Here is a 21,858-nt window from a genome sequence, read left to right as displayed (position 1 = left end):
AAAAGACGCCCAACCAGAAGCTGACGGAAAAGTAATGTCGAGATCAGTTTTCTGACAGCACTGCGAGGCTAATTTGACCCTGTACCTGACGCCATGAGGCGCAGAACCATTGAGGATCTCCAGATGAACATGGTCAAAGCAATTGTGATGGTCGTTACCTTCGGCATGGCAGGCATCGCCCTGGCAGAGGGAGGCGCTGACCGGACCTTTGCGCGGATGGAAGCGGCTCGCCAAAGCTCCATGCAGGCCTACCAGGTTGCGCAGGAGAAGAAAGAACAGGCGCCAGTCGCCGCCCAGTCCAGCAAGCACGCGGGCCACGAAAGTTGCTGATCCGAGCTTACAGAAATGTAATCACTCCGGAATCTGAACTATGGCAGTTTCAGCCTACGGCCTCTCATCAGCCTCGCGCAGTGGCGAAAGTCTACGAGACTAATGAGAGCTCCAATGAACCCAAGGGCTGCGCCATCGAGCAGCCTGGATATCAGCGATCTACCTGACTGGACGCAACGGCATGCAAAGCAAAACCACGAGACGATCTTTCGTCAAAGGCCTGGCCGCTACCGGACTTCTGGGTGGGCTCGGCATGTGGCGCGCGCCGGTCTGGGCCGTGACCAGCCCCGGCCAACCGAACGTGCTCAGCGGCACGGACTTCGATCTGTATATCGGTGAACTGCCCGTCAACATCACGGGTGCAGCTCGTACGGCCATGGCCATCAACGGCTCCGTGCCAGGGCCAATCCTGCGCTGGCGCGAAGGCGACACCGTGACGCTGCGCGTACGCAACCGGCTGAAACAGGACACCTCCATTCACTGGCACGGCATCATCCTGCCCGCCAACATGGACGGTGTGCCGGGCTTGAGCTTCCACGGCATCGCTCCCGATGGCATGTACGAATACAAGTTCAAGGTCCACCAAAACGGTACTTACTGGTATCACAGCCACTCTGGCTTCCAGGAACAGTCCGGCGTTTATGGTGCTCTGGTGATCGATGCCAAAGATCCCGAGCCGTTTGTGTATGACCGCGATTACGTCGTCATGCTCAGCGATTGGACGGATGAGGACCCGGCGCGGGTGCTCTCCAAACTCAAGAAGCAATCTGACTACTACAACTTCCACAAGCGCACAGTTGGCGACTTCGTTGACGATGTGAGCGAGAAAGGCTGGTCGGCCGCTGTAGCGGATCGGAAGATGTGGGCTGAAATGAAGATGAGCCCCACCGACCTCGCTGATGTGAGCGGGTATACCTACACCTACCTCATGAACGGCCAGGCTCCGAACGGCAACTGGACGGGAATCTTCAAGCCCGGCGAGAAAATCCGCCTGCGCTTTATCAACGGCTCGGCCATGACCTATTTCGATGTCCGGATTCCTGGGCTGAAGATGACGGTTGTGGCTGCCGACGGCCAGTACGTCAAACCCGTATCGGTCGATGAGTTCCGGATCGCCGTTGCGGAAACCTACGATGTCATCGTCGAACCTGAAAACGAGCAGGCCTATACGATCTTCGCGCAGTCCATGGACCGTACCGGGTACTCCCGAGGCACCCTGGCAGTTCGTGAAGGCTTGCAAGCGCCCGTGCCGGAGGTAGATCCGCGCCCGATCATCGCCATGAGCGACATGGGCATGGACCACGGCAGCATGGGCGGAATGGATCATGGCAGCATGGCCGGCATGGACCACAGTAAGATGGCCGGCATGGACCATGGCAGCATGGCCGGCATGGACCACAGCAAGATGGCTGGCATGGACCATGGCAGCATGGCCGGCATGAGCAGTGCAATGCAGAGCCATCCAGCTTCCGAGACCAACAACCCGTTGGTCGATATGCAGACCATGTCGCCGACCCCGAAGCTGAACGATCCGGGAATTGGCCTGCGCAACAACGGACGCCGAGTGCTGACCTACGCCGATTTGCGGAGCACCTTCATCGATCCCGATGGTCGAGAGCCTGGACGGACAATCGAACTGCACCTTACCGGCCACATGGAGAAGTTCGCGTGGTCGTTCGACGGTATCAAATTCTCCGACGCTGAACCGCTGCGGTTGAAATATGGCGAGCGTCTTCGCATCACTTTAGTCAACGACACCATGATGACTCACCCCATCCATCTCCACGGTATGTGGAGTGATCTGGAGGACGAGAACGGCAACTTCATGGTTCGCAAGCACACCATCGACATGCCACCTGGCTCAAAACGAAGCTATCGCGTCACCGCAGATGCCTTGGGACGTTGGGCCTATCACTGTCACCTACTGTTCCACATGGAAATGGGCATGTTCCGAGAAGTCCGTGTGGACGAATGAACTGGAGATCTGAGATGAGCAAACCAATGAAACGAAGCGCCTTTTTACTTTCTGCTGCGATGGTAGGCATGCTGGCTGTTTATGCCCCGTCGTCGTGGTCCAGCGACAACCATGATCAGCACTCACAGAAATCCACCGAGGCAGGCAAAGCCAAAGGCTCGCAGGATAAGCAGGGTCAGGGGATGAACCATGAAGGCATGGACCATGGTTCCATGGAAGGTATGGACCACGGCTCGATGAAGGGGATGGACCATGGCTCGATGGAAGGCATGGACCACGACAAAATGATGGAATCGCATGGCAGCGACAAAGCTGAGGCAGGGAAAGATGGCCAATAGCCTTGAGCGGCCTTCGCTGCTGGCCTTGACTGTTTCAATCGGCATGCTGGGTGTAACGCCCAGCTTCGCCGCTGAAGAAGTGGATCACTCGGGCATGGATCATTCGAAAATGGGGCACGGTTCCATGCAAATGGGTGCTGCTCCTTCCGAATCGATGCCGCCGATGGATCACAGCAAGATGGGGGTCAGCAAACAGCAAAAAAAGCCTGCCTCCGCTGATCACAGCGAGATGGGGCATGCTCAAAGCCAGAGTAAATCCAGCTCGGTGGACCATAGCAAGATGGACCACAGCAAAATGGGCCATGGAAATATGAAGGGCATGGATCACGGTTCGATGAAGGGCATGGACCATACCCAGATGAACCACGGTTCAGTGACTTCTCCGACCACAACGAGCCGCACTCCGATTCCAGTGCTCACTGATGCCGACCGCGAGGCAGCCTTTCCGCCTTTGGGTGGCCACCAGGTGCATGACAGCGGAGTCAACAGCTTCTTCCTTTTGGACCAGCTCGAATACCAGGACGCCAATGAGGGCAGCACCCTGGCCTGGGACGCATCAGGCTGGGTAGGCGGCGACATTAATCGACTCTGGGTTCGTTCTGAAGGCGAGCGCACCAATGGGGTAACCGAAGACGCTGAGCTGCAATTGCTGTACGGGCGCTCGGTCAGTCCATGGTGGGATGTGGTCGCCGGAGTCCGTCAGGATTTCAAACCAGAATCCCCGCAGACCTGGGCAGCCTTTGGTATTCAGGGCATGGCCCTCTATGACTTCGAGGCCGAAGCCACGGCGTTCATAGGTGAGAACGGCCAGACTGCTGCGCGTCTTGAGGGCGAATACGACATCCTGCTGACCAATCGCTTGATCTTGCAACCCACGGCAGAGGCGAACTTCTATGGCAAGAACGATCCAGAGCGCGGCGTAGGCTCGGGTCTGGCCAATACCGAAGTCGGGTTGCGTCTACGGTATGAAATTGTCCGCCAGTTTGCTCCATACATAGGCGTAACCTGGAGCCGCTCCTACGGCAACACCGCTGACTTCATCCGAAACGAGGGTGGAGATGTTAATGAGGCACGCTTCGTTGCCGGTATCAGGATGTGGTTCTGAGAATCCCAACATGAAAAGAACAATTACAACGCTGCTCGGGGCTAGTGCTGTCGGAAGTGCTGCGGTACTGGGCACAGCCTATTTCGGCTTGGTGAATGTCGGCGCCGATGATCCTCACTTCCCGGCAGTCCATTCCTTTCTCGCCATGGCTCGTGATCGGTCTATTGAGGTTCGAGCGCGAGACATCGAAGTCCCTGATCTGAAGGAAGCCGCGTTGATCAAAGCGGGGGCGGGCAACTACAACGCCATGTGTATAGGCTGTCACCTTGCCCCTGGCGTTGGGAAGACTGAGCTAAGCCAAGCGCTATACCCGTCGCCACCCGACCTCACCAAGGTGGGTGTCGGAGGCGATCCAGCCGCCGCATTCTGGACAATCAAGCACGGTATCAAAGCCACGGGCATGCCCGCCTGGGGCAAGAGCATGGGCGATGAGTACATCTGGGGAATCGTCGCGTTCCTGGATCAACTGCCCCAGATGAATGCCGAGCAGTACAAGGCCTTGGTGGCCACGAGCGGCGGCCACCAGCACGGCGGCGGTGAAAGCGATATGCACAACCATGAGGGCCAGCACGGCGGGAGCGGTCATGCCGAGCATGGTGATCACGATGAAGCGGCAGACGACGATCATGCCCAGGCAGCTCACGACCATGGAGCTGCACCCGCAGGCTCCGCTCAAGCGGCAGATCATCACGGTGACCACAATGCGGCCGAGGCCCATTCGGATGCCCACCCGACATCGTCGCCAAAGACGCATGTTCACAAAGACGGTAAGGAGCACACTCATGCCAACTAACCGCATATTCGTTCGGCTAGCCGCTATCGCTGGGCTTCTGGTGACCTCGGCGGCCTACGCTGCCGAGCCATTGTCCATCGACGTTCACCGAGACGCGAACTGCGGTTGCTGCAAGAACTGGATCGCGCACCTGGAAGCCAATGGTTTCAAAGTGACCGACCATGTTGAGACGGACATGAGCGCAGTGAAACAGAAGCTGGGCGTAGCGCCACGGTTAGCGTCCTGCCACACAGCTGTGATCGACGGAAAGTTTGTTGAAGGTCACGTGCCAGCTGAGCAGATTCGAGAACTCAGGGGGCGGAACGATCTAGTCGGGATCGCCGTACCAGGAATGCCAGCTGGGTCCCCAGGCATGAAGGTTGATGGCGTAAGCCATGCCTACCAAGTCATTGGTTTAATCAAAAGCGGCGAGGACCAAGTAGTCGCCAACTATCCAGCCAAATAACGCACCTACCAGGAGGACGGCGGTAGGCTGACTGCCGTCCCTTATTCCCCCCGCTAGAAAGCTTCATCAGCTCAACAGGACGACAGAGAGGGGCTACAAAGGGTAGCTAGTCAGATTCACGGCGCTCGCGGACTGGCTTGAGTACGATATCGCCGTTGATGAGCTCGATGGAGAGTCTGTCGCCCGTCGTGACCCCGAGCTCGCGCAAAATGTCATCGGGTATTTCCACAATCACATCGCCGGAGCCGTCGCCGGGATCTAGGCACTTTACCGTGGTGCGCGCTGATTGAGTCATTGGACTCTCCTGCCTGAGCTACCAGTCCTCATAGTACTCCACCAGTCATGAAAGCCGGTAACCAGGCGATCTATTGCCGGAATTGACGCTTCAACCCGGCGTTTTATCAGAGTAAGTCCTGTCCACTCGCTCAGTGCTCAGTTCTGGCCCCGGCAACCGACTCCAGCGGTCCGGTATTCAAGGATTTTCACGTCTCCGTTGGAATCCTCGTAATTCATCTGTGCCGGCATCACGTCACAGCTCGCCTTGGTCGACGTCATGCTGATCACCTTCGCCACGTCGAGCCGCATCCCGTAGCGATAGTGGATCACCTCCGGTGGGTTCTTTCCCTTGGCAGCGGCATAAGCTCGCATAGCTTGCTCATTGGCCTGAATCATCTTTCCATGCAGACGGTCGGATCCTCCTTCGGCGAGTACGGCTGACGAAGCCACTAGGGCCAGGATAGCGGTGATACTTTTGATGACTTTCATTTCAATCACTCCAATAAACGTGACTGAAGATTAGGGGTTGATCGCTGTCAATTGAGTGATACGGGAATTACAAGGTTGTAAGTCCCGCATGTAAAAAGAGGTAGCGTTGCCTCCTCGCCGCATACCAACCTCGCCCTCAGGCAAGCTACTGGTAGACACCCAAGCGTATACGCTCAAGATAGTCCGCTACGACGCTGAACCCGAGCGACGTGTCGAGCATCTCGAAGGGTACAAACCCCAACAAACGGCCGCACGGCCGACAAAGCCACTGCTCCGCGAGCATCTGAGAGCCAAATACCTTCGATGCAAGCTCCAGTCCTTTCGCATACTGGAACGCCACCGCGCTCTGCTGGGCATCCAGACGATGGGCCTGAGCGGGATGGCTCAGACGGTGAATGCTTCTGGTCGATCTTCCTGTGATTCGCCCGACGAGGTTACGAGCCTTGAACAGGCTCGATGACTCGACCATGCACTTCACGTCGCTGAAAAAGAATCCTGTTTGGACTAGACTCAGGAGCTCCAGCTGGCTCAACCCGTCGGGGTGGGTATGAACCAGGTGGAACGTTGGTGGAAAGGCCTGCGATTCAACAGGTGGGCGAGTGCTTGTAGGATTCACTGCATCGACCTCCTCTTGTGCGTTGGCTGCCAGACTAGCCATTTTGATTCCCAAGCACGTCCGGCGCCCTTTCACCTTCACAGTAGCCCAATACGGTCACCAATGTGGATGCGATACCGGTGACTTCTAACTAAAATGGCATACCGCCCGTCTAGCAACGTGTACAAGCACTTCAATTAATGAGAATTTTCGCACCATTACCTGGAGAATATGTCGCATCAGCGCTTAAGCGAGGCAATGAGCTTCTAGGTATTAAATCTCTAAAAACTGAAGATTTCTATATAAAACCGATACCTCGTGTTGGCTTCGGGATTAGTAAAAACTTAAGCACCGTGCAAGCAGAGTGGCGGCCGCATCAGGAATTTTATTACCCAAAACTGCTAGACGACCACAAAGTTTCCGAACTAGTCCTAAACGACCACACGTTGTATCCTATGATAGCTGCGCTTGGTCGTCATCGAGCGACCGCAATCGTCACACCAAAGACTTGGCAGAAAGTTTGTCCAGATTGCGTTCTCGAAGACTTGAATAACTGCGGAAGCCCCTATATTCATTGCAGGCACGTGTTGGGTTCCGTACAGGTTTGCAGTACTCATGCTTGCACTCTAATCGAAACATGTCCGGCCTGCTCAATGCCACTGAAAAAGCACGAGATTGGTCACCTAGCCAAGTGCAGCAAGCAGGGCAAATGGTCAAGACGTCAAAAGCGAGAATTCGGATCAACCCGTCATATGTATGCCAAATTTGTCGCAGATCTTCTGGGCTACCGCGGCCCGATGATACATGATGGAACGGCAGACTTTATCGCATATGCAAGCCTCATGATTAATCGCACTAGAGAATTCGAACGCACCGAGCTGGATATTTCCAAACTGATTTACAAAGAAATGGGGATTACGTCGAGACTTACCACGAGCAGTATCTCCACCAGTGACAAATTTCCTATGTATGTATTTTTAGGATGTCACACCGCTGAGAACTATTTAAATTTGCTAGCGAACCAAGATGAGCAAGACCTCCTGCGAGAGAAGAAAAAATCCATATTCAATAAACTCTTGCACGAAGCCAATAGAACTAGTCCATATCGTCACGTATCTGCATGAGGATTTCATCTTCGGATACGCGAGATATCCGTATTCCTGCATAACGGTAGAGAACACTCATGGCACAGTGTTCAGTCAGAGAGTATTCTCGGATTGCCCACCGGATTTTACGCAGCTGGTGGTCATGAGTAGACTCAAGCAAATCCGCCATCAACCTTATGCTCCTCGGAAAATGTTCCGGCATTTTAAGGAAAGCGTGGGCGTTTACCACAAGCCTGCATAGAGCAGCGCGGGTGACCTGCTGAGGCTTTCCGTGTACAGAAAGTAAGATCGCCCTAGCTTTAGCGAGCTCTGACGCAAGGGTGAAGTCCCTGGATTGCCAGTCGATTCGAATCTTTCGATCTCTGAGGTAGGGGTTTGCAGCAACATAGTTGACCAACCATTCCCTGTCGTGGCGGTACAACCACTGATAGCCCGGCTTGTCATGACATTTGGGGTTTGTACTGTTTGCAAAGGCTAACCGGCGGGCTTGGAGGTCATTGTCATCAGTAAGGTTATTCGGCCTATCACGACAGACCATAACACCAGCGGATATATCGGCCTCTGGACAGTAGGTCTTGAGGTGTTCCAGCTCCAGATCGAGGAGCCAGCAGAGGAAATAGAACTTGAAGGGCTGCACGATTCGCTCTCGTCGCCGTATGATCTGCAAAACCCAGTCACAGGACCGAACCATTTCTTCAAACTCGGCAGCGCTAGGACTGCACCGAAGTCGCCTGGTTAAGAACTCTCTCAGCATTCCCTCTCTAATTCGACCAGACCTAATAAAACTCATCTCGTCCAAACGGGTCCTGAAAAAATTTCCAGCCTGGATCGCTTTGATCTCATCGGGGTGGTCGAGCCCCCATAGCTGCATACGGGCAATCGCAATGGCCGCGCTGTGTTCTCCACAGTCCATAACCGGCGTTCCACCTGATTCGCCCGGTAGCAACATGCAACGCCAATCTGCCCCTTTGGGAAATCTCATCGCCTGTAGCACTTCGCTGTGGCGCGGACAGACGCAAGTGCCCGAAGCTTGATGAATACGATGCCAGTAGGCTGAGCCGCACTCCAGAATGTCCTGTCCGACGCAGCTCTCGCAATATCTAAACGAGGCGTGTTGGAGGAAACGCGACGCTGTTATGCCCAAGGCCATCTTGAGTCCTGTACCCCGATTACCTCCCATTAGAACAACGGCATCGCGGCCCTTCTGTTCATTCAAAAACGGCAAATAAAGCGGTAAAAGTGTGAAGCGATTGATCAACTCTCCTACGGGAAGGGCGCCTCCCAGACGCTCAGACAGAGCCCCTAAGCAGCATGGCAAAATGGAACCACAGGTACGCGAGTAGCTACCGAAGAGCTCGTGGCTTGACACGCGGTATCCTGGATTGGCCGCTAGCTTGTGATAGCGCACGGCCAGGCTGTAGAGCGACTCATCCGGGAACGGCTGGGGGAAGAACAGAAGGTTAGCCACTGCCTTGAGCTCCCGATCCTCATGTCACCAGGAGGAATCCCTATCCACCCAGCCGCGCTGTTCGAGCTGAGCCTGAAGGTCTTCGTCCTTCGAAAAATGCACGTTAGCTAATGCTCCGTCAGCAACCGGGACCACGGTACGACCCTTAGCCTTCGATGCCGATTTATCCTTGGCTTGAGGTGGAGGAGTGATCGCGGCCTGGGTAAGTAGCGAAAGATGAGCTCTGTCGGCCCGGCGAGCCAAGTCGTAGTTCATCATCTGGGCGATCTGGTCTTTTGTAGGCATCATGTCCTCGAAGTCAGCAATCTGAAGAGGATCACCGCTTCGTAGAGCCTCGATAGGCTTGTGTAGAAGCCTCATTTGATTGTCATACACCTGCTGAAGCACCGCTGGCGTAATAGCGTCGAGGCCCTCCCAAATTACATGACGCTGCGCAAGCATAAGCAGTTTCGCTAGGAAATCAGTATTGCCTTGGGCGAGATCATAGATCTTGGACAAGAGCTCCTTCGTCAGGGGGGCGCATGATGCCGTCCAGTCATAGGCCCAGAGTTGGGACACCAAGTGCTCCCAAAACGGATCGTCTTCGCTGAATCGGTCAAAAGCGATGGGTCCCATCCCCGCCGCTCTTCGGGCGTTGCGCAGCACACCAGAAAACAGCGGGAGCATTGCGTTGGTCCCTACATACACCAGCGGAACGCCTGCATCGTTGGATAAAGTTACGAAGAAATTCAGCAACTTTTCCCGATCCTGTCCCCCCCGCGAGGAGCAAAGATGCTGCATTTCATCAATGATCAAAGCACCAATGAAAAAGGTTTTGCACAGCTGACTGATGTGCTGGAGCATTACGCTGATGCTGTTGCCAGAACCGCCCCTGCGCGAGTATTTGTCGACTCCTAACGCAGCATCCAACGCTGAGAAGAATGCTGCACAGAAACCGCGCAACGAGCCGTCATGAGGGCACTCAATCTTTAGCCACACGACCTGGGTTTCGATGAGAATGGCGTCTTTATATCTGCTGTGGCTGATCACCTGCGGATAAAGCCTTGCGATGGAATTGAGCGCTGTGGTCTTACCCATACCACTCAAGCCGATGAGCGTCATCGTCTCAGCGGTGGACATGAATCCGTGGCCCTTGGCCTCCGCTGAGGAAGGCAGCCGATGCCTAACAGATGAGGCCAACAGCGGATTGCGTCCCATATATCCGTAGCGAATCAGCTGGCTGAAAAGGTCTTCAAGGCGCAGGTGAATTTCGAATGGAACAACAACATCTTTCAGCCGGTTGATCCCATGACCGCGAAGCTTCGGTGGCAACGCTCGTTCAGCCTCGTCGGGCTTCGGCGGAAGGTTCCCAACGCGCCTGACCACATCTACATCCGACAGAATTCTAGGCAAGCATTCGATCAGCGGGTTGCCATCGTACTGAGGCATGCCTGTAGGAATGTATTCTGCGGGGGAGAACGTCAAATCGTTCATGTCTCAGCCTCGCTTCCCTCGCTGACGACTAGTTTCAGAAACGCCGCGCTTCTCGCGGAACTGGGCCTGCCGGTGACTAGCTTAGAATTTTCTGCCACAGGAGGAATGTTATCCACAACGCGTAGCTGATTCAGATCAGCGGTATGGGAATCGCGCTCGGTCTGAGCTTCGGTAGCACGCTTGGCACGTTTGTCCCGCTTGAAATCTGCATTCGATTTCGGGTCACCCTGAGCGACACGTTTGGATTTGGCCCGGTCAAAGATTTCCTCTTGCCGCCCCCTTACCAGCGCCGCAGTATTATCACTGTCATAACGGGCATCCGGCGAAACTTGGTTCAGGATATGGATCATATCAAGAACCTCCTCCATACGGAGTCCACCATATTTCTGCCGTTGCTGCGGTACAATAGTTAAAGCCTCAAAACCTGCTTCTGACTTGATCCAACAATTTTCAATAGAGTTAGGATCATAGAATACTCGAACATATTTCGTCCGCAGGTTGTGCGAGCGCTCCAACCACTCCTCGCGTAACGCTGTTTGACATGTATACTGTACGCCTTGGAAAACAATACCGCCTCGACTTATACGACACTCCTGAGAGGGCAATAGAGCGATTTTCAACTCAGCCGGCGATACTACTTTTGAATTTATAGGGCTATTATCCTTCGACCAACTCCAAATCGCTATAGGCGTTGCTTCCACTCCGCCGGCAATCATCTCGCGATTTAAAAGGTGTGGTATCCGCAGGCTCTTATTGTGAGCCAAGACTCCTACAATAACCATTTCGGTGAACTCGTCGATATCCAAAATGGCATCGAGTTGGTAGTCCCTATCGCCGCGCTCCATTTTACGAGCATCCACTCCGCCTGGAACGAACTTCAAGTCGAGGTGTTCATTGATCAGACGGAAACGGCTTTCGATGATCCCTTTCCAATCAGGCCTGAAAGGAGGCAAAATTTGCACCCCAAGCCCCAAGCTTTGGGAGAGCGTTGCCCCCGCCTCGCTTAGAAGTTCAGCCCGGTCAGCCACAATTTCGACTGGCAAATGCGAGCATGGCCAGTCAGCTTCCTCAATGTCTACGTTGTATCGTTTGCAAAACTCAACCTTTGAGGTGCAAGCGTTGTATATCGCGTGTCTAGCCCCATTCCAGCTGGGCCCCTCAAGGCCCACGTGAATTCCTACAATCATTCTGGTGTAGGTATCGACGACTACATAAAGTATCGGACGCCCAATGAGCCACAGCCTATTAACGCGATGCACTAAATAGACATCAGCGATGGTGGAATCTATCTCATATCGCTGCGTTGCGCCTATCAGGCCTTGGGATGCTGAGCCAACGATAGCCCGATGGTCTTTGTTGTACCTGATAGAACCGCCACGCACCTTGAGCTTATACAGGTCATCGAAAAATAATTTACCGTGATATCTAAGCTGTGCAGTAGTCGGGTAACTGCCGCGTACAATATTTCCTTTCGATCCGTCAGGGAGAGTCGCTCTATAAAATTTGTTTAACATCCACTTATGTGCATCTTTCAGGGTGCCACACTTGCCGCTAGCGACTCGCCCGTAAGCCAAACGGATATGAGAGAGATGGCGCTGTTCGAGCGGGATGGCACCACCATCATTGACAACGACACCAAGATACTTACGCGGCCGACCGGGGATAATACCTGAGGACCGATCCTTTTTCTTCCCACGTCCGCCGCAAGCGCTTGTGTTCCAAAGAAACGCGTTAGGTGTCTGACCCATACTCCAATAGCGGTATAGAAGCCGGTATATCTGCTTACGCTCTACCCCTGTCTCTATGGCATGCGTCGCAACAAGCTTCCCAAAACCAGGACCAAGAATATCTAAGGCAGAGCGATCTTCTACTAAACTTCTTATAAGACTCCAATTTCGATTTCGGCTCGCCTTTTCATTTTCACTAATTTCATCGTCGCTTCTGAGCAGATGTAAAGGAACCATTTCTGGACTTAAGACCGCGCGCCCTGAATCAATTTCGTCAATTAAAATTGACTTATCAATCTGCCACGGCTTGCCTGGATTCATATTCAGCTCAATTACGATAACAGTATCATTATTTATGCCTAAGACCCTAACCGCCTTTTTTAGTAAGCTCGGTTCTTCGCCGGGAGAAAAAATGCTGTTAATTTGAAAATCAAGCATGATGAGAAACCTCGGTTGGCGGAGACAAAGCCGCTGACCGATGGCTCGGCCATACGTGCAACGGCTGCGACAAGCTTATTATTTTCGAGGTAAGATCAGACTCTAAACGGCCGATCCATAGCAGGTGATGGAAGAGCCGCTTCACGCTCATATAGTCAATATAGATATCACGTGACGCCTTTTCCAAAAGAGCTTTTAAGGGTATTTGATCCGTCTTTGACCCCGCGATGTATTCAAGTAAGTTCCCTATATTTTTCTCAGTCGGCAACGAGGGATGGATATTGGCATAAGTCCTGAGAACTCTGAGGTTCGCTAATCTAATCTTCGAGAGGTTTTCGTGCAGGACCAGCTTCCAGTCCACGCCCCTCATTGACCAGTATTTTTCCTCAATAGCGAGCTTTTCAGCTATTCGATTCCGCACATGAAGATCAGCCTGCTCAAATTCCTTTCTATATTTTACTGAGCGAGCAGCTAACCTCGTTTCACCAGAGGGATCCAAGAAGGTGATGAGAAAGTCCGTCGTCATAACGACAGGAATCTGCGTACCAGGATATACAGGGTGACGACAATTTATGCTTGAGGCAATTGCTTGAGTCTCAGCCTGTGTAAGCAGGGGGTACTGCTCTCGGATATCAATGATCGAGGCGTCGTGCTCAAGTACAGTGAGGTAATCTCGCTCCGCATTGGACAGCAGGTGATGAGTGCGGAAAATCTTAACTCCCGCAATCATATGGGAGACACCCTTTGATTTGATTTCCCACACCTTGATCCATGGTTTATAGGAATCTCTCACTCCACTTCCACGGCCTGATTTAATTTTTTTATCTATTTTTGATTGGGTCATCAGCTGGCGGTGGGCAGCCTTGACCGGAGCTACGGGCGCAGATGCCATGTTCAAGTCGCTCATGATTGGGCGACCCACTCGAACGGAACGAGGCTGGTGTGTCGTGTAAAGAGGACACGCCAGCGAGCGGGCTCAGCCAGGACAACAGTCACAGCGGTGCATAGAGGATTGTCACCCAAATCTCCAAGGACTGGCTCCGGCCTGATGTGCGGTCGGGGCCAGCCTTGTGACAACCTTTATGGGGTCGTTTGCGGGAGAGGGCGAAATCCTACGCTAAGGCTTTGGCCAACGATATTCTCCGGTAAGATTGATGTGTTCCGAGGGGATAGGAGAAGTCGCTTGATATCTAGTATGACGTCTGTCGCACCTGCTTGATCGCGGCCGCGATAGCTAGATCGCGTTGCTCCTCTTCTCCATCCGCGTTCCAAGCTGCGGAAAGGCACCCATAAGCGTACGCCTGGTCGAGCAGGCGACGCGGATCGACGTCCAGCGCACGAGAGAATGCGTCCGCCATCTGTGCAATGCGTCTGGGATCGAGACAAAGGTCGTCTCTGTCAGCCGGATCGTAGAACATATTGGCGGCGCCAAAGCCCACTTCACCGACCAGACCGACGGGATCTATCACCAGCCAGCCGCGACTGGAGAACATGATGTTTTCATGATGCAGATCGCCATGTAGCCCACGCAGTTCCGAGGCATTGCTCATCATTTGATCGGCTATAATCGCCGCGTGGACGTAGTCAGTTTGACAACCTGCGTTTTGATCATCGCGCGCCCGCTGAAACAAAGCTGCAAAGCGATCCCGGATCGGGAGAAGGGCAGAAGGCAGGGGTTCCTCAGATGCGGCATACAGCTTCGCCATTAGTTCCGCTGCAATTTCGGTCGCCTGGTAGTCGCCGTGCTCGGCAACGATGTGAGAGAGCATTCGCTCCCCGGCATATTCGAGCAACATCAGATTGTTCTCACGACCGAGCAACCGGACTGCTCCCCTCCCATTGCGCCATACCAGATAGTCGGCCCCGCGCAGTTCATCAGCAATGTCTTCTATAGGTTTCAATCCCTTGACGATTGCAGGAGTCCCGTCTGGCAATGAAACTTTCCAAACGAGGCTGGAAAAGGTGTCCGCAATGAGAACAGGTTGCGAAACGTGCCAATGAGCAGGAAAAACAGGCGGCATGAACATCAACCCCAAGTCAGAGGGTCCAATCGCAGATAGAAGGCAAGGCGTTCGCGGTCGGGGGCTTCGATCCCCAATACATTGAATAGGACAGCGAAGGCGCGCTCTGCTTCATCTGGCGCTGCCCAGTTCTCTTCGGCGTTAGCAATCATGAGTGCCAAATCGGCATAGCGATCTGCTGTTCCGAGCCGCCCAAGGTCGATCAGACCCGTGCATCGAAGAGTTTTAGGGTCCACCATGAAGTTCGGCATGCAGGGATCACCATGGCAAACAACCATATCGGTGCGCTCTTGGTCGAGCCGCACCGGTAGCTCTCGTTCGACACGAGCCAAAAGATCGAGCTGCGGCGTACTCTTGTCCTCGTCCGGTAAGAAGTCGGGATTGACGGCATTGCGGGACACCACATCAACGGCGCGTCCGAACATTCGCGACAGCCTGCGCTCAAACGGACATTGATCAACCGATAGGCTGTGAACAGCGCCAAGTTGCTGCCCCATTGACGGCCACGCTTTGAGCAAATCCGCTCCAGACAGATCAGCCGCCGGTACTCCCGGAATTGCCGTTATCACCAAGCATGCACCCTCCTGTTCCTCCTGCCAGTTGATCACCTCGGGGCAAGCCACACCTCGACCTTTGAGCCAAATGAGGCGGTCACGCTCTCCAGCGAGCTCACCGCGGCGGGAAGCAGGTGCGATTTTCGCGAAGGCATGCCCGTCACCACGTCGAAAAACAAAATCACCAGATTCTCCGCCTCTGACAGGCAACCAGTCAGAATGCGATTCACCAAAAAAAATATTAGTTCGATTCAATGGAGGTTCCTTCAGTTTTCTGATGAAGCGCGGAGGTGGCTCAACCTGCGAAAAGAAACGAGTTGCTACGTAAGTCCGAGAACATGCTTTCCATGGTCTCTGAGCTCGCCTTTGGGACCGACATATCGGTAGAGAGTGACGCGCTCGATGCCGAGTTCCTTGCAGAGATCGGAAACTGAAGTATCGCGCTGGGCCATGGCGGCTTGCGCGAGACGCACCTGAGCTTTGGTGAGCGCGAATTTTCGTCCGCCCTTGCGACCGCGCGCTCTCGCGGAGGCGAGACCCGCCATGGTGCGCTCTCGGATCAGATCCCGCTCGAACTCGGCCAAGGTGGCGAAGATTCCGAACACCATGCGACCGGACGCAGTCGTGGTGTCGATCTGAGCGCCCTTTCCAGTCAGAACCCGCAGGCCGATCTTGCGGTCTGACAGCTCCTTCACCGTGTTGACCAGATGGGCAAGCGATCGTCCGAGGCGATCGAGCTTCCAGACCACCAGCACATCGCCGTCACGCAATGACTTGAGGCAGGCAGTCAAGCCAGGGCGATCATCACGACCGCCGGAAGCAAGATCATCATAGATATTGTCCCGTTCGACACCTGCGGCGCGCAAGGCGTCGTGCTGCAGGTCGAGAGACTGCGAGCCATCGGCTTTGGAGACGCGGGCATATCCGATCAGCATGTATCACAAACGTTGGTTTGAGGCGGCGCTTCGGCCACGATTGCATTGACCTCTGGAAATGTATCTCAACCAGCTTCATAAATAAAGCGTCTTGAACGCTATCAGATTTTGAAAAAGGAACATGTATGCCGCGTCGCGTCACTCTAACCGATCGGCAGAAAGACGCGCTGTTGCGCTTGCCGACTTCACAGACGGATTTGCTCAAGCACTATACGCTGAGTGATGAAGACCTTGGGCATATCAGGCTGCGTCGGCGCGTTCACAACAGGTTCGGCTTCGCCCTGCAATTGTGTGTCCTGCACTATCCCGGCCGGGTGCTGGCTCCAGGCGAACTGATCCCTGCAGAGGTCATCGAATTTATCGGAGCGCAGCTTGGCCTGGGTGCCGACGATCTCGTAGACTATGCTGCCCGCGAGGAAACACGGCACGAGCATCTTGCCGAGTTACGGGGGCTCTACGGCTTCCGCACCTTCTCCGGGCGTGGTGCGAGCGAGCTGAAGGAATGGTTGTTCCGAGAAGCGGAGATGGCGGTGTCGAACGAGGATATCGCCCGTCGCTTCGTAGCCGAGTGCCGACGCACCCGCACTGTCCTTCCCGCGACATCCACGATCGAGCGGCTTTGTGCCGCGGCTCTCGTCGATGCCGAGCGACGCATCGAGACGAGGATCGCCAGTCGGCTGCCTATGCCGATCCGAGAACAGTTGCTGGCATTGCTCGAGGAGACGGCTGATGATCGGGTGACCCGTTTTGTGTGGCTGCGCCAGTTCGAGCCTGGCTCGAACTCTTCGTCGGCCAACCGGCTGCTCGACCGGCTCGAATATCTGCAACGCGTCGATCTCCCCGAGGATCTGCTTGCCGGCGTTCCTGCCCATCGGGTGACTCGTCTGCGCAGGCAGGGTGAACGGTATTATGCCGACGGCATGCGCGATCTCCCGGAGGACAGGCGGCTTGCGATCTTGGCTGTTTGCGTCTCGGAATGGCAGGCGATGTTGGCCGACGCAGTGGTCGAAACCCACGACCGGATCGTCGGCCGTCTCTACCGTGCTTCGGAGCGTATTTGCCATGCAAAGGTCGCAGACGAAGCGGGGGTGGTGCGTGACACCCTGAAATCCTTCGCCGAGATCGGGGGCGCCCTGGTCGATGCACAGGATGATGGCCAGCCGCTGGGCGATGTCATCGCGAGTGGGTCAGGGTGGGACGGCTTAAAAACCCTTGTTGCAATGGCAACCAGGCTGACCGCCACCATGGCCGACGATCCGCTCAATCATGTGCTCGACGGTTATCACCGCTTCCGCCGATACGCTCCACGCATGTTGCGCCTGCTCGATCTGCGAGCTGCGCCCGTTGCACTGCCGCTTCTGGAAGCTGTGACGGCCCTTCGTACCGGTTTGAACGATGCCGCGATGACCAGCTTCTTGCGGCCCAGCTCGAAATGGCATCGCCACCTTCGGGCCCAGAGGGCTGGCGACGCTCGCCTATGGGAGATCGCGGTGCTGTTCCATCTGCGCGATGCGTTCCGCTCCGGAGATGTCTGGCTTACTAGGTCCCGGCGCTATGGCGATCTGAAACACGCACTCGTTCCGGCACAAGCCATCGCGGAAGGCGGTCGTCTCGCTGTGCCATTGCGGCCGGAGGAATGGCTGGCAGACCGGCAAGCTCGCCTCGACATGCGGTTGCGCGAGCTTGGCCGTGCCGCTCGCGCAGGCACGATCCCGGGCGGGTCGATTGAGAACGGCGTTCTGCATATCGAGAAACTCGAAGCCGCCGCGCCGACAGGCGCCGAAGATCTGGTGCTCGATCTCTACAAGCAGATCCCGCCCACGCGCATCACCGATCTCCTGCTGGAGGTGGATGCGGCGACCGGCTTCACCGAAGCGTTCACCCATCTGCGCACAGGAGCACCCTGCGCTGACCGGATCGGGCTAATGAACGTTATCTTGGCGGAAGGGATCAACCTCGGCTTGCGCAAAATGGCGGATGCGACAAACACCCACACCTTCTGGGAATTGATCCGCATTGGACGGTGGCATGTCGAGGGCGAAGCCTATGACCGGGCGCTGGCCATGGTGGTCGAGGCACAGGCAGCGTTACCCATGGCCCGGTTCTGGGGCATGGGCACGTCGGCTTCGAGCGACGGACAGTTCTTCGTCGCTACAGAGCAAGGTGAGGCCATGAACCTGGTCAACGCGAAATATGGCAATACCCCGGGCCTGAAAGCTTATAGCCACGTCTCCGACCAATATGCGCCGTTCGCAACCCAGGTAATTCCTGCAACGGCAAGCGAAGCGCCTTACATCCTCGATGGCCTGCTGATGAACGATGCTGGACGCCATATCCGCGAGCAGTTCACCGACACGGGCGGCTTCACCGATCACGTCTTTGCCGCATGTGCCATTCTCGGCTACCGGTTCGCTCCGCGCATCCGCGACCTGCCATCCAAACGGCTCTACGCGTTCAATCCGTCGGCCGCCCCGGCGCACCTGCGAGCGTTGATCGGCGGAAAGGTCAACCAAGCCATGATCGAGCGCAATTGGCCCGACATCCTGCGCATCGCCACCACCATTGCTGCCGGGACCGTCGCGCCAAGCCAGATTCTGCGGAAACTCGCCTCCTATCCGCGGCAGAACGAGCTCGCGACAGCCCTGCGGGAAGTCGGTCGCGTCGAGCGCACCCTGTTCATGATCGACTGGATTCTGGATGCCGAACTCCAACGGCGTGCCCAGATCGGGCTCAACAAAGGCGAAGCTCATCATGCGCTGAAGCGGGCAATCAGCTTCCACCGCCGCGGTGAAATCCGCGACCGTTCCGCCGAAGGCCAGCATTACCGCATCGCCGGCATGAATCTGCTCGCCGCCATCATCATCTTCTGGAACACCATGAAGCTCGGCGAGGTCGTTGCAAACCAGAAACGCGATGGAAAGCTGCTATCGCCCGATCTCTTGGCCCATGTTTCGCCGCTCGGATGGGAACACATCAATCTCACCGGAGAATATCGCTGGCCAAAGCCTTAGCGTAGGATTCCGCCCCCTCCCGCAAACGACCCCTTTATTACGTTGTGACAACCTTTATTGTTTTGTGACAACCTTTATTAATCAAAAACAAATAGCCCGCAACCTGTGGATAACCTATTCCACAGTCACCGACTTCGCCAAGTTACGCGGCTGATCCACATCGGTGCCCTTCAACACCGCCACGTAATACGACAGCAGTTGCAGCGGCAAGGTGTAGAGGATCGGCGCCAGGGTGTCGCTGATGTGCGGCATGCCGATCACGTGGATGCCTTCGCCGCTCTTCAAGCCAGCCTTCTCGTCGGCAAACACAATCAGCTCACCACCACGGGCGCGGACTTCCTGCAGGTTGGATTTGAGCTTTTCCAGCAGTTCGTTGTTCGGCGCCACGGTGACCACCGGCATGTCGGCGTCGACCAGTGCCAGCGGGCCGTGTTTGAGTTCACCGGCCGGGTAGGCCTCAGCGTGGATGTAGGAGATTTCCTTGAGTTTGAGCGCACCTTCCATCGCCACCGGGAATTGCGCGCCCCGGCCGAGGAACAGGGTGTGGTGCTTCTCGGCGAACAGTTCGGCGACTTTATCCACAATGCTGTCCATGGCCAGGGCTTCGCCCAGGCGCACCGGCAGGCGGCGCAGTTCTTCGACCAGTTCGGCTTCGACACCGGCTTGCAGGCTGCCTTTGACTTGACCCAGCGACAGGGTCAGCAGCAGCAGCGCAACCAGTTGGGTGGTGAAGGCTTTGGTGGAGGCCACGCCGATTTCCGGGCCGGCCTGGGTCAGCAGGGTCAGGTCTGATTCGCGTACCAGCGAGCTGGTGCCGACGTTACAGATCGCCAGGCTGGCCAGAAAGCCCAATTCCTTGGCGTTGCGCAGGGCCGCCAGGGTGTCGGCGGTTTCGCCGGACTGGGAGATGGTCACGAACAAGGTGTCAGGCTGCACCACCACCTTGCGGTAGCGGAATTCGCTGGCGACTTCGACCTGGCATGGAATACCCGCCAGACCTTCAAGCCAGTAACGGGCGACCATGCCGGCGTGGTAGCTGGTGCCACACGCAACGATTTGCACGTTACGCACCTTGGCGAACAACTCGGCAGCCTGTGGGCCGAACGCGTGGACCAGCACCTGTTGCTGACCCAGACGGCCTTCCAGGGTGCGCTGTACGACCTTGGGCTGCTCGTGGATTTCCTTGAGCATGAAGTGGCGATACTCACCTTTGTCAGCGGCTTCTGCGCCCTCGTGGTACTGCACCACTTCACGGGTCACCGGCTGGCCGTCTACCGACCAGATCTGCACGCTGTCGCGGCGAATCTCAGCGATATCGCCTTCTTCCAGGTAGACGAAGCGGTCGGTGACCTGGCGCAGTGCCAATTGGTCGGAGGCCAGGAAGTTCTCGCCCAGACCCAGACCGATCACCAGCGGGCTGCCGCTGCGCGCAGCCAGGATACGGTCCGGCTGGCTGGCGCTGATCACCGCCAGGCCATAGGCACCGTGCAGTTGCTTGATTACCGCCTTGAGCGCATCGGACAGTTCCGGAATGCTTTTGAGGGTGTGGTGCAGCAAGTGGACGATGGTTTCAGTGTCGGTGTCGGAGCAGAACACATAGCCCAGGCCCTGAAGCTGCTCGCGCAGGGCTTCGTGGTTCTCGATGATGCCGTTGTGGACAACTGCGAGGTCATGTGCGGAAAAGTGCGGGTGGGCGTTGTGTTCGGTCGGCGCGCCATGGGTCGCCCAGCGGGTGTGGGCAATGCCCAGACGGCCAGCCAGCGGTTCGGCGGACAGGGCCTGTTCCAGTTCGCTGACCTTACCGACCCGGCGGCGGCGCTCAAGCTGGCCGTCGTTGCTGAAAACAGCCACGCCCGCGCTGTCATAGCCACGGTACTCCAGACGCTTGAGGCCTTCGACGAGGATGGCCGTGATATTACGTTCGGCAACGGCGCCAACGATTCCGCACATGGTTGATCTCCTAGCTGACAGCGGCGCAAATGACAGTGATGCCACGAGCCTGTATCTGTTCGCGTGCCTCAAGGGGCAGGCGTTCATCGGTAATAAGGGTATGGATACCGCTCCAGGGCAGTTCCAGATTGGGAATTTTGCGGCCAACCTTGTCGGCCTCGGCCATGACCACGACTTCGCGGGCGACCTCGGCCATGACCCGGCTCAGACCCAGCAATTCGTTGAAGGTTGTGGTGCCGCGCTGCAAATCGATGCCATCGGCGCCGATGAACAACTGGTCAAAGTCGTAAGAGCGCAGGACCTGCTCGGCGACCTGCCCCTGGAATGACTCCGAATGCGGGTCCCAGGTGCCGCCGGTCATCAGTACCACCGGTTCCTGCTCCAGTTCGGTCAGGGCACGGGCGACGTTAAGGGAGTTGGTCATCACCACCAGGCCAGGCTTGGCCCCCAGTTCGCCGATCAACGCAGCGGTGGTGCTGCCGCTGTCGACCACGATCCGCGCATGCTCACGAATGCACTCAGCCGCTGCACGGGCGATGGCTTGTTTATAACGTGATACCGGCTGGCTTTGATCGGTGATCAATTCCTGCGGCAGGGTCACCGCGCCACCGTAACGGCGCAGCAGCAGGCCATTGCTCTCCAGCGCTGTCAGATCCTTTCGAATCGTAACTTCTGAGGTTTCGAAGCGCTTGGCCAGATCATCCACAGTGACCTCGCCCTGCTCATTGAGCAAAGCGAGGATCTGATGGCGGCGTTGCGGCGTGTTACGTTTCGACATTTTTGGTTAAGTTTCGATTCGAAATTTAAGTGACGCAATCAAAACTCATCG

The 21,858-nt window shown here is 55.9% G+C and carries 20 protein-coding genes; 8 read left to right on the top strand and 12 right to left on the bottom strand.

What is annotated here, in order from left to right; genetic code table 11:
- The first annotated feature begins 123 nt into the window (after positions 1-123).
- From PSCI_RS08855 to PSCI_RS08830, 6 genes are all read left to right on the top strand, one after another.
- Positions 124-330, top strand: a complete 207-nt coding sequence (locus PSCI_RS08855) for a co-regulatory protein PtrA N-terminal domain-containing protein (RefSeq protein WP_019470284.1) — start codon at positions 124-126, stop codon at positions 328-330.
- Positions 331-511: 181 nt separating this feature from the next.
- Complete coding sequence (locus tag PSCI_RS08850) at positions 512-2,305, top strand: copper resistance system multicopper oxidase (RefSeq protein WP_045485384.1); 1,794 nt, start codon at positions 512-514, stop codon at positions 2,303-2,305.
- 14 nt (positions 2,306-2,319) lie between these two features.
- On the top strand, positions 2,320-2,643 hold the full coding sequence (locus PSCI_RS08845; protein ID WP_084709902.1) for a hypothetical protein: 324 nt from the start codon (positions 2,320-2,322) through the stop codon (positions 2,641-2,643).
- Positions 2,633-3,748: a copper resistance protein B gene (locus PSCI_RS08840; RefSeq protein WP_045485380.1), complete on the top strand. Its 1,116-nt coding sequence runs from the start codon at positions 2,633-2,635 to the stop codon at positions 3,746-3,748. Before PSCI_RS08845 ends, PSCI_RS08840 begins: the two co-directional genes overlap by 11 nt.
- A gap of 10 nt (positions 3,749-3,758) precedes the next feature.
- Complete coding sequence (locus PSCI_RS08835; RefSeq protein WP_045485378.1) at positions 3,759-4,541, top strand: c-type cytochrome; 783 nt, start codon at positions 3,759-3,761, stop codon at positions 4,539-4,541.
- A complete protein-coding gene (locus tag PSCI_RS08830; RefSeq protein ID WP_045485376.1) occupies positions 4,531-4,986 on the top strand; it encodes a DUF411 domain-containing protein in 456 nt (151 codons plus the stop codon). Before PSCI_RS08835 ends, PSCI_RS08830 begins: the two co-directional genes overlap by 11 nt.
- A gap of 106 nt (positions 4,987-5,092) precedes the next feature.
- Here PSCI_RS08830 and PSCI_RS08825 read toward each other — a convergent pair whose 3' ends face one another.
- From PSCI_RS08825 to PSCI_RS29030, 3 genes are all read right to left on the bottom strand, one after another.
- The gene (locus tag PSCI_RS08825; RefSeq protein ID WP_045485374.1) at positions 5,093-5,281 is read right to left on the bottom strand and encodes an AbrB/MazE/SpoVT family DNA-binding domain-containing protein; all 189 of its coding nucleotides are present in this window, start codon (positions 5,279-5,281) and stop codon (positions 5,093-5,095) included.
- 137 nt (positions 5,282-5,418) lie between these two features.
- On the bottom strand, positions 5,419-5,751 hold the full coding sequence (locus PSCI_RS08820) for a DUF2790 domain-containing protein (RefSeq protein ID WP_012316932.1): 333 nt from the start codon (positions 5,749-5,751) through the stop codon (positions 5,419-5,421).
- A gap of 145 nt (positions 5,752-5,896) precedes the next feature.
- Positions 5,897-6,409 (bottom strand): antitoxin Xre/MbcA/ParS toxin-binding domain-containing protein, encoded by a 513-nt coding sequence (locus PSCI_RS29030; RefSeq protein ID WP_023048572.1) that lies wholly within the window; start codon positions 6,407-6,409, stop codon positions 5,897-5,899.
- 137 nt (positions 6,410-6,546) lie between these two features.
- Between PSCI_RS29030 and PSCI_RS29025 the strand changes: the two genes are divergently transcribed.
- Positions 6,547-7,470, top strand: a complete 924-nt coding sequence (locus tag PSCI_RS29025; protein ID WP_144403220.1) for a TniQ family protein — start codon at positions 6,547-6,549, stop codon at positions 7,468-7,470.
- Here PSCI_RS29025 and PSCI_RS08810 read toward each other — a convergent pair.
- From PSCI_RS08810 to PSCI_RS08780, 7 genes are all read right to left on the bottom strand, one after another.
- Positions 7,442-8,920, bottom strand: a complete 1,479-nt coding sequence (locus tag PSCI_RS08810) for a TnsD family Tn7-like transposition protein (protein WP_045485372.1) — start codon at positions 8,918-8,920, stop codon at positions 7,442-7,444. The two genes, PSCI_RS29025 and PSCI_RS08810, sit on opposite strands and share 29 nt — an antisense overlap.
- A 24-nt stretch (positions 8,921-8,944) precedes the next feature.
- On the bottom strand, positions 8,945-10,393 hold the full coding sequence (locus tag PSCI_RS08805) for an ATP-binding protein (protein ID WP_045485370.1): 1,449 nt from the start codon (positions 10,391-10,393) through the stop codon (positions 8,945-8,947).
- Complete coding sequence (locus tag PSCI_RS08800; protein WP_045485368.1) at positions 10,390-12,558, bottom strand: Mu transposase C-terminal domain-containing protein; 2,169 nt, start codon at positions 12,556-12,558, stop codon at positions 10,390-10,392. Before PSCI_RS08800 ends, PSCI_RS08805 begins: the two co-directional genes overlap by 4 nt.
- Positions 12,551-13,450 (bottom strand): TnsA endonuclease N-terminal domain-containing protein, encoded by a 900-nt coding sequence (locus PSCI_RS08795; protein WP_045485366.1) that lies wholly within the window; start codon positions 13,448-13,450, stop codon positions 12,551-12,553. The genes PSCI_RS08800 and PSCI_RS08795 overlap by 8 nt, the downstream gene beginning before the upstream one ends.
- A gap of 298 nt (positions 13,451-13,748) precedes the next feature.
- The gene (locus tag PSCI_RS08790) at positions 13,749-14,585 is read right to left on the bottom strand and encodes an aminoglycoside O-phosphotransferase APH(6)-Id (RefSeq protein WP_000480968.1); all 837 of its coding nucleotides are present in this window, start codon (positions 14,583-14,585) and stop codon (positions 13,749-13,751) included.
- On the bottom strand, positions 14,585-15,388 hold the full coding sequence (gene aph(3'')-Ib / locus PSCI_RS08785; RefSeq protein WP_031943936.1) for an aminoglycoside O-phosphotransferase APH(3'')-Ib: 804 nt from the start codon (positions 15,386-15,388) through the stop codon (positions 14,585-14,587). Before aph(3'')-Ib ends, PSCI_RS08790 begins: the two co-directional genes overlap by 1 nt.
- Positions 15,389-15,453: 65 nt before the next feature.
- Positions 15,454-16,068 carry a recombinase family protein gene (locus PSCI_RS08780; RefSeq protein WP_000904906.1) on the bottom strand — a complete coding sequence of 205 codons (615 nt, stop codon included), beginning with the start codon at positions 16,066-16,068 and terminating at the stop codon, positions 15,454-15,456.
- A gap of 125 nt (positions 16,069-16,193) precedes the next feature.
- Here PSCI_RS08780 and PSCI_RS08775 point away from each other — a divergent pair, with 125 nt between their 5' ends.
- Positions 16,194-19,079, top strand: coding sequence for a Tn3 family transposase (locus tag PSCI_RS08775; protein ID WP_031943935.1), 2,886 nt, complete (start codon positions 16,194-16,196; stop codon positions 19,077-19,079).
- A gap of 114 nt (positions 19,080-19,193) precedes the next feature.
- On the opposite strand, the gene glmS is transcribed toward PSCI_RS08775, so the two are convergent.
- Both glmS and PSCI_RS08765 read right to left on the bottom strand, forming a co-directional pair.
- The gene (gene glmS / locus PSCI_RS08770; RefSeq protein ID WP_045485354.1) at positions 19,194-21,029 is read right to left on the bottom strand and encodes a glutamine--fructose-6-phosphate transaminase (isomerizing); all 1,836 of its coding nucleotides are present in this window, start codon (positions 21,027-21,029) and stop codon (positions 19,194-19,196) included.
- A 10-nt stretch (positions 21,030-21,039) separates the two neighbouring features.
- Positions 21,040-21,807 (bottom strand): DeoR/GlpR family DNA-binding transcription regulator, encoded by a 768-nt coding sequence (locus PSCI_RS08765; RefSeq protein ID WP_045485352.1) that lies wholly within the window; start codon positions 21,805-21,807, stop codon positions 21,040-21,042.
- Positions 21,808-21,858 lie beyond the last annotated feature (51 nt).

The sequence above is a fragment of the Pseudomonas sp. StFLB209 genome, from assembly GCF_000829415.1.
Lineage (GTDB): Bacteria > Pseudomonadota > Gammaproteobacteria > Pseudomonadales > Pseudomonadaceae > Aquipseudomonas.
The sequence above is the reverse complement of the archived record's forward strand: the minus strand, read 5'-3'. Positions and strand labels throughout refer to the sequence as shown.

Bases quoted from the DNA above. Each gene is read 5' to 3' on its own strand.
- PSCI_RS08845 (WP_084709902.1), top strand. From the start codon at position 2,320: ATGAGCAAACCAATGAAACGAAGCGCCTTTTTACTTTCTGCTGCGATG.
- PSCI_RS08840 (WP_045485380.1), top strand. From the start codon at position 2,633: ATGGCCAATAGCCTTGAGCGGCCTTCGCTGCTGGCCTTGACTGTTTCA.
- PSCI_RS08820 (WP_012316932.1), bottom strand. From the start codon at position 5,751: ATGAAAGTCATCAAAAGTATCACCGCTATCCTGGCCCTAGTGGCTTCG.
- PSCI_RS08850 (WP_045485384.1), top strand. From the start codon at position 512: ATGCAAAGCAAAACCACGAGACGATCTTTCGTCAAAGGCCTGGCCGCT.
- PSCI_RS08790 (WP_000480968.1), bottom strand. From the start codon at position 14,585: ATGTTCATGCCGCCTGTTTTTCCTGCTCATTGGCACGTTTCGCAACCT.
- PSCI_RS08830 (WP_045485376.1), top strand. From the start codon at position 4,531: ATGCCAACTAACCGCATATTCGTTCGGCTAGCCGCTATCGCTGGGCTT.
- glmS (WP_045485354.1), bottom strand. From the start codon at position 21,029: ATGTGCGGAATCGTTGGCGCCGTTGCCGAACGTAATATCACGGCCATC.
- PSCI_RS08780 (WP_000904906.1), bottom strand. From the start codon at position 16,068: ATGCTGATCGGATATGCCCGCGTCTCCAAAGCCGATGGCTCGCAGTCT.
- PSCI_RS08765 (WP_045485352.1), bottom strand. From the start codon at position 21,807: ATGTCGAAACGTAACACGCCGCAACGCCGCCATCAGATCCTCGCTTTG.
- PSCI_RS08825 (WP_045485374.1), bottom strand. From the start codon at position 5,281: ATGACTCAATCAGCGCGCACCACGGTAAAGTGCCTAGATCCCGGCGAC.
- PSCI_RS29025 (WP_144403220.1), top strand. From the start codon at position 6,547: ATGAGAATTTTCGCACCATTACCTGGAGAATATGTCGCATCAGCGCTT.
- PSCI_RS08855 (WP_019470284.1), top strand. From the start codon at position 124: ATGAACATGGTCAAAGCAATTGTGATGGTCGTTACCTTCGGCATGGCA.
- PSCI_RS29030 (WP_023048572.1), bottom strand. From the start codon at position 6,409: ATGGCTAGTCTGGCAGCCAACGCACAAGAGGAGGTCGATGCAGTGAAT.
- PSCI_RS08805 (WP_045485370.1), bottom strand. From the start codon at position 10,393: ATGAACGATTTGACGTTCTCCCCCGCAGAATACATTCCTACAGGCATG.
- PSCI_RS08800 (WP_045485368.1), bottom strand. From the start codon at position 12,558: ATGCTTGATTTTCAAATTAACAGCATTTTTTCTCCCGGCGAAGAACCG.
- PSCI_RS08795 (WP_045485366.1), bottom strand. From the start codon at position 13,450: ATGGCATCTGCGCCCGTAGCTCCGGTCAAGGCTGCCCACCGCCAGCTG.
- PSCI_RS08835 (WP_045485378.1), top strand. From the start codon at position 3,759: ATGAAAAGAACAATTACAACGCTGCTCGGGGCTAGTGCTGTCGGAAGT.
- PSCI_RS08775 (WP_031943935.1), top strand. From the start codon at position 16,194: ATGCCGCGTCGCGTCACTCTAACCGATCGGCAGAAAGACGCGCTGTTG.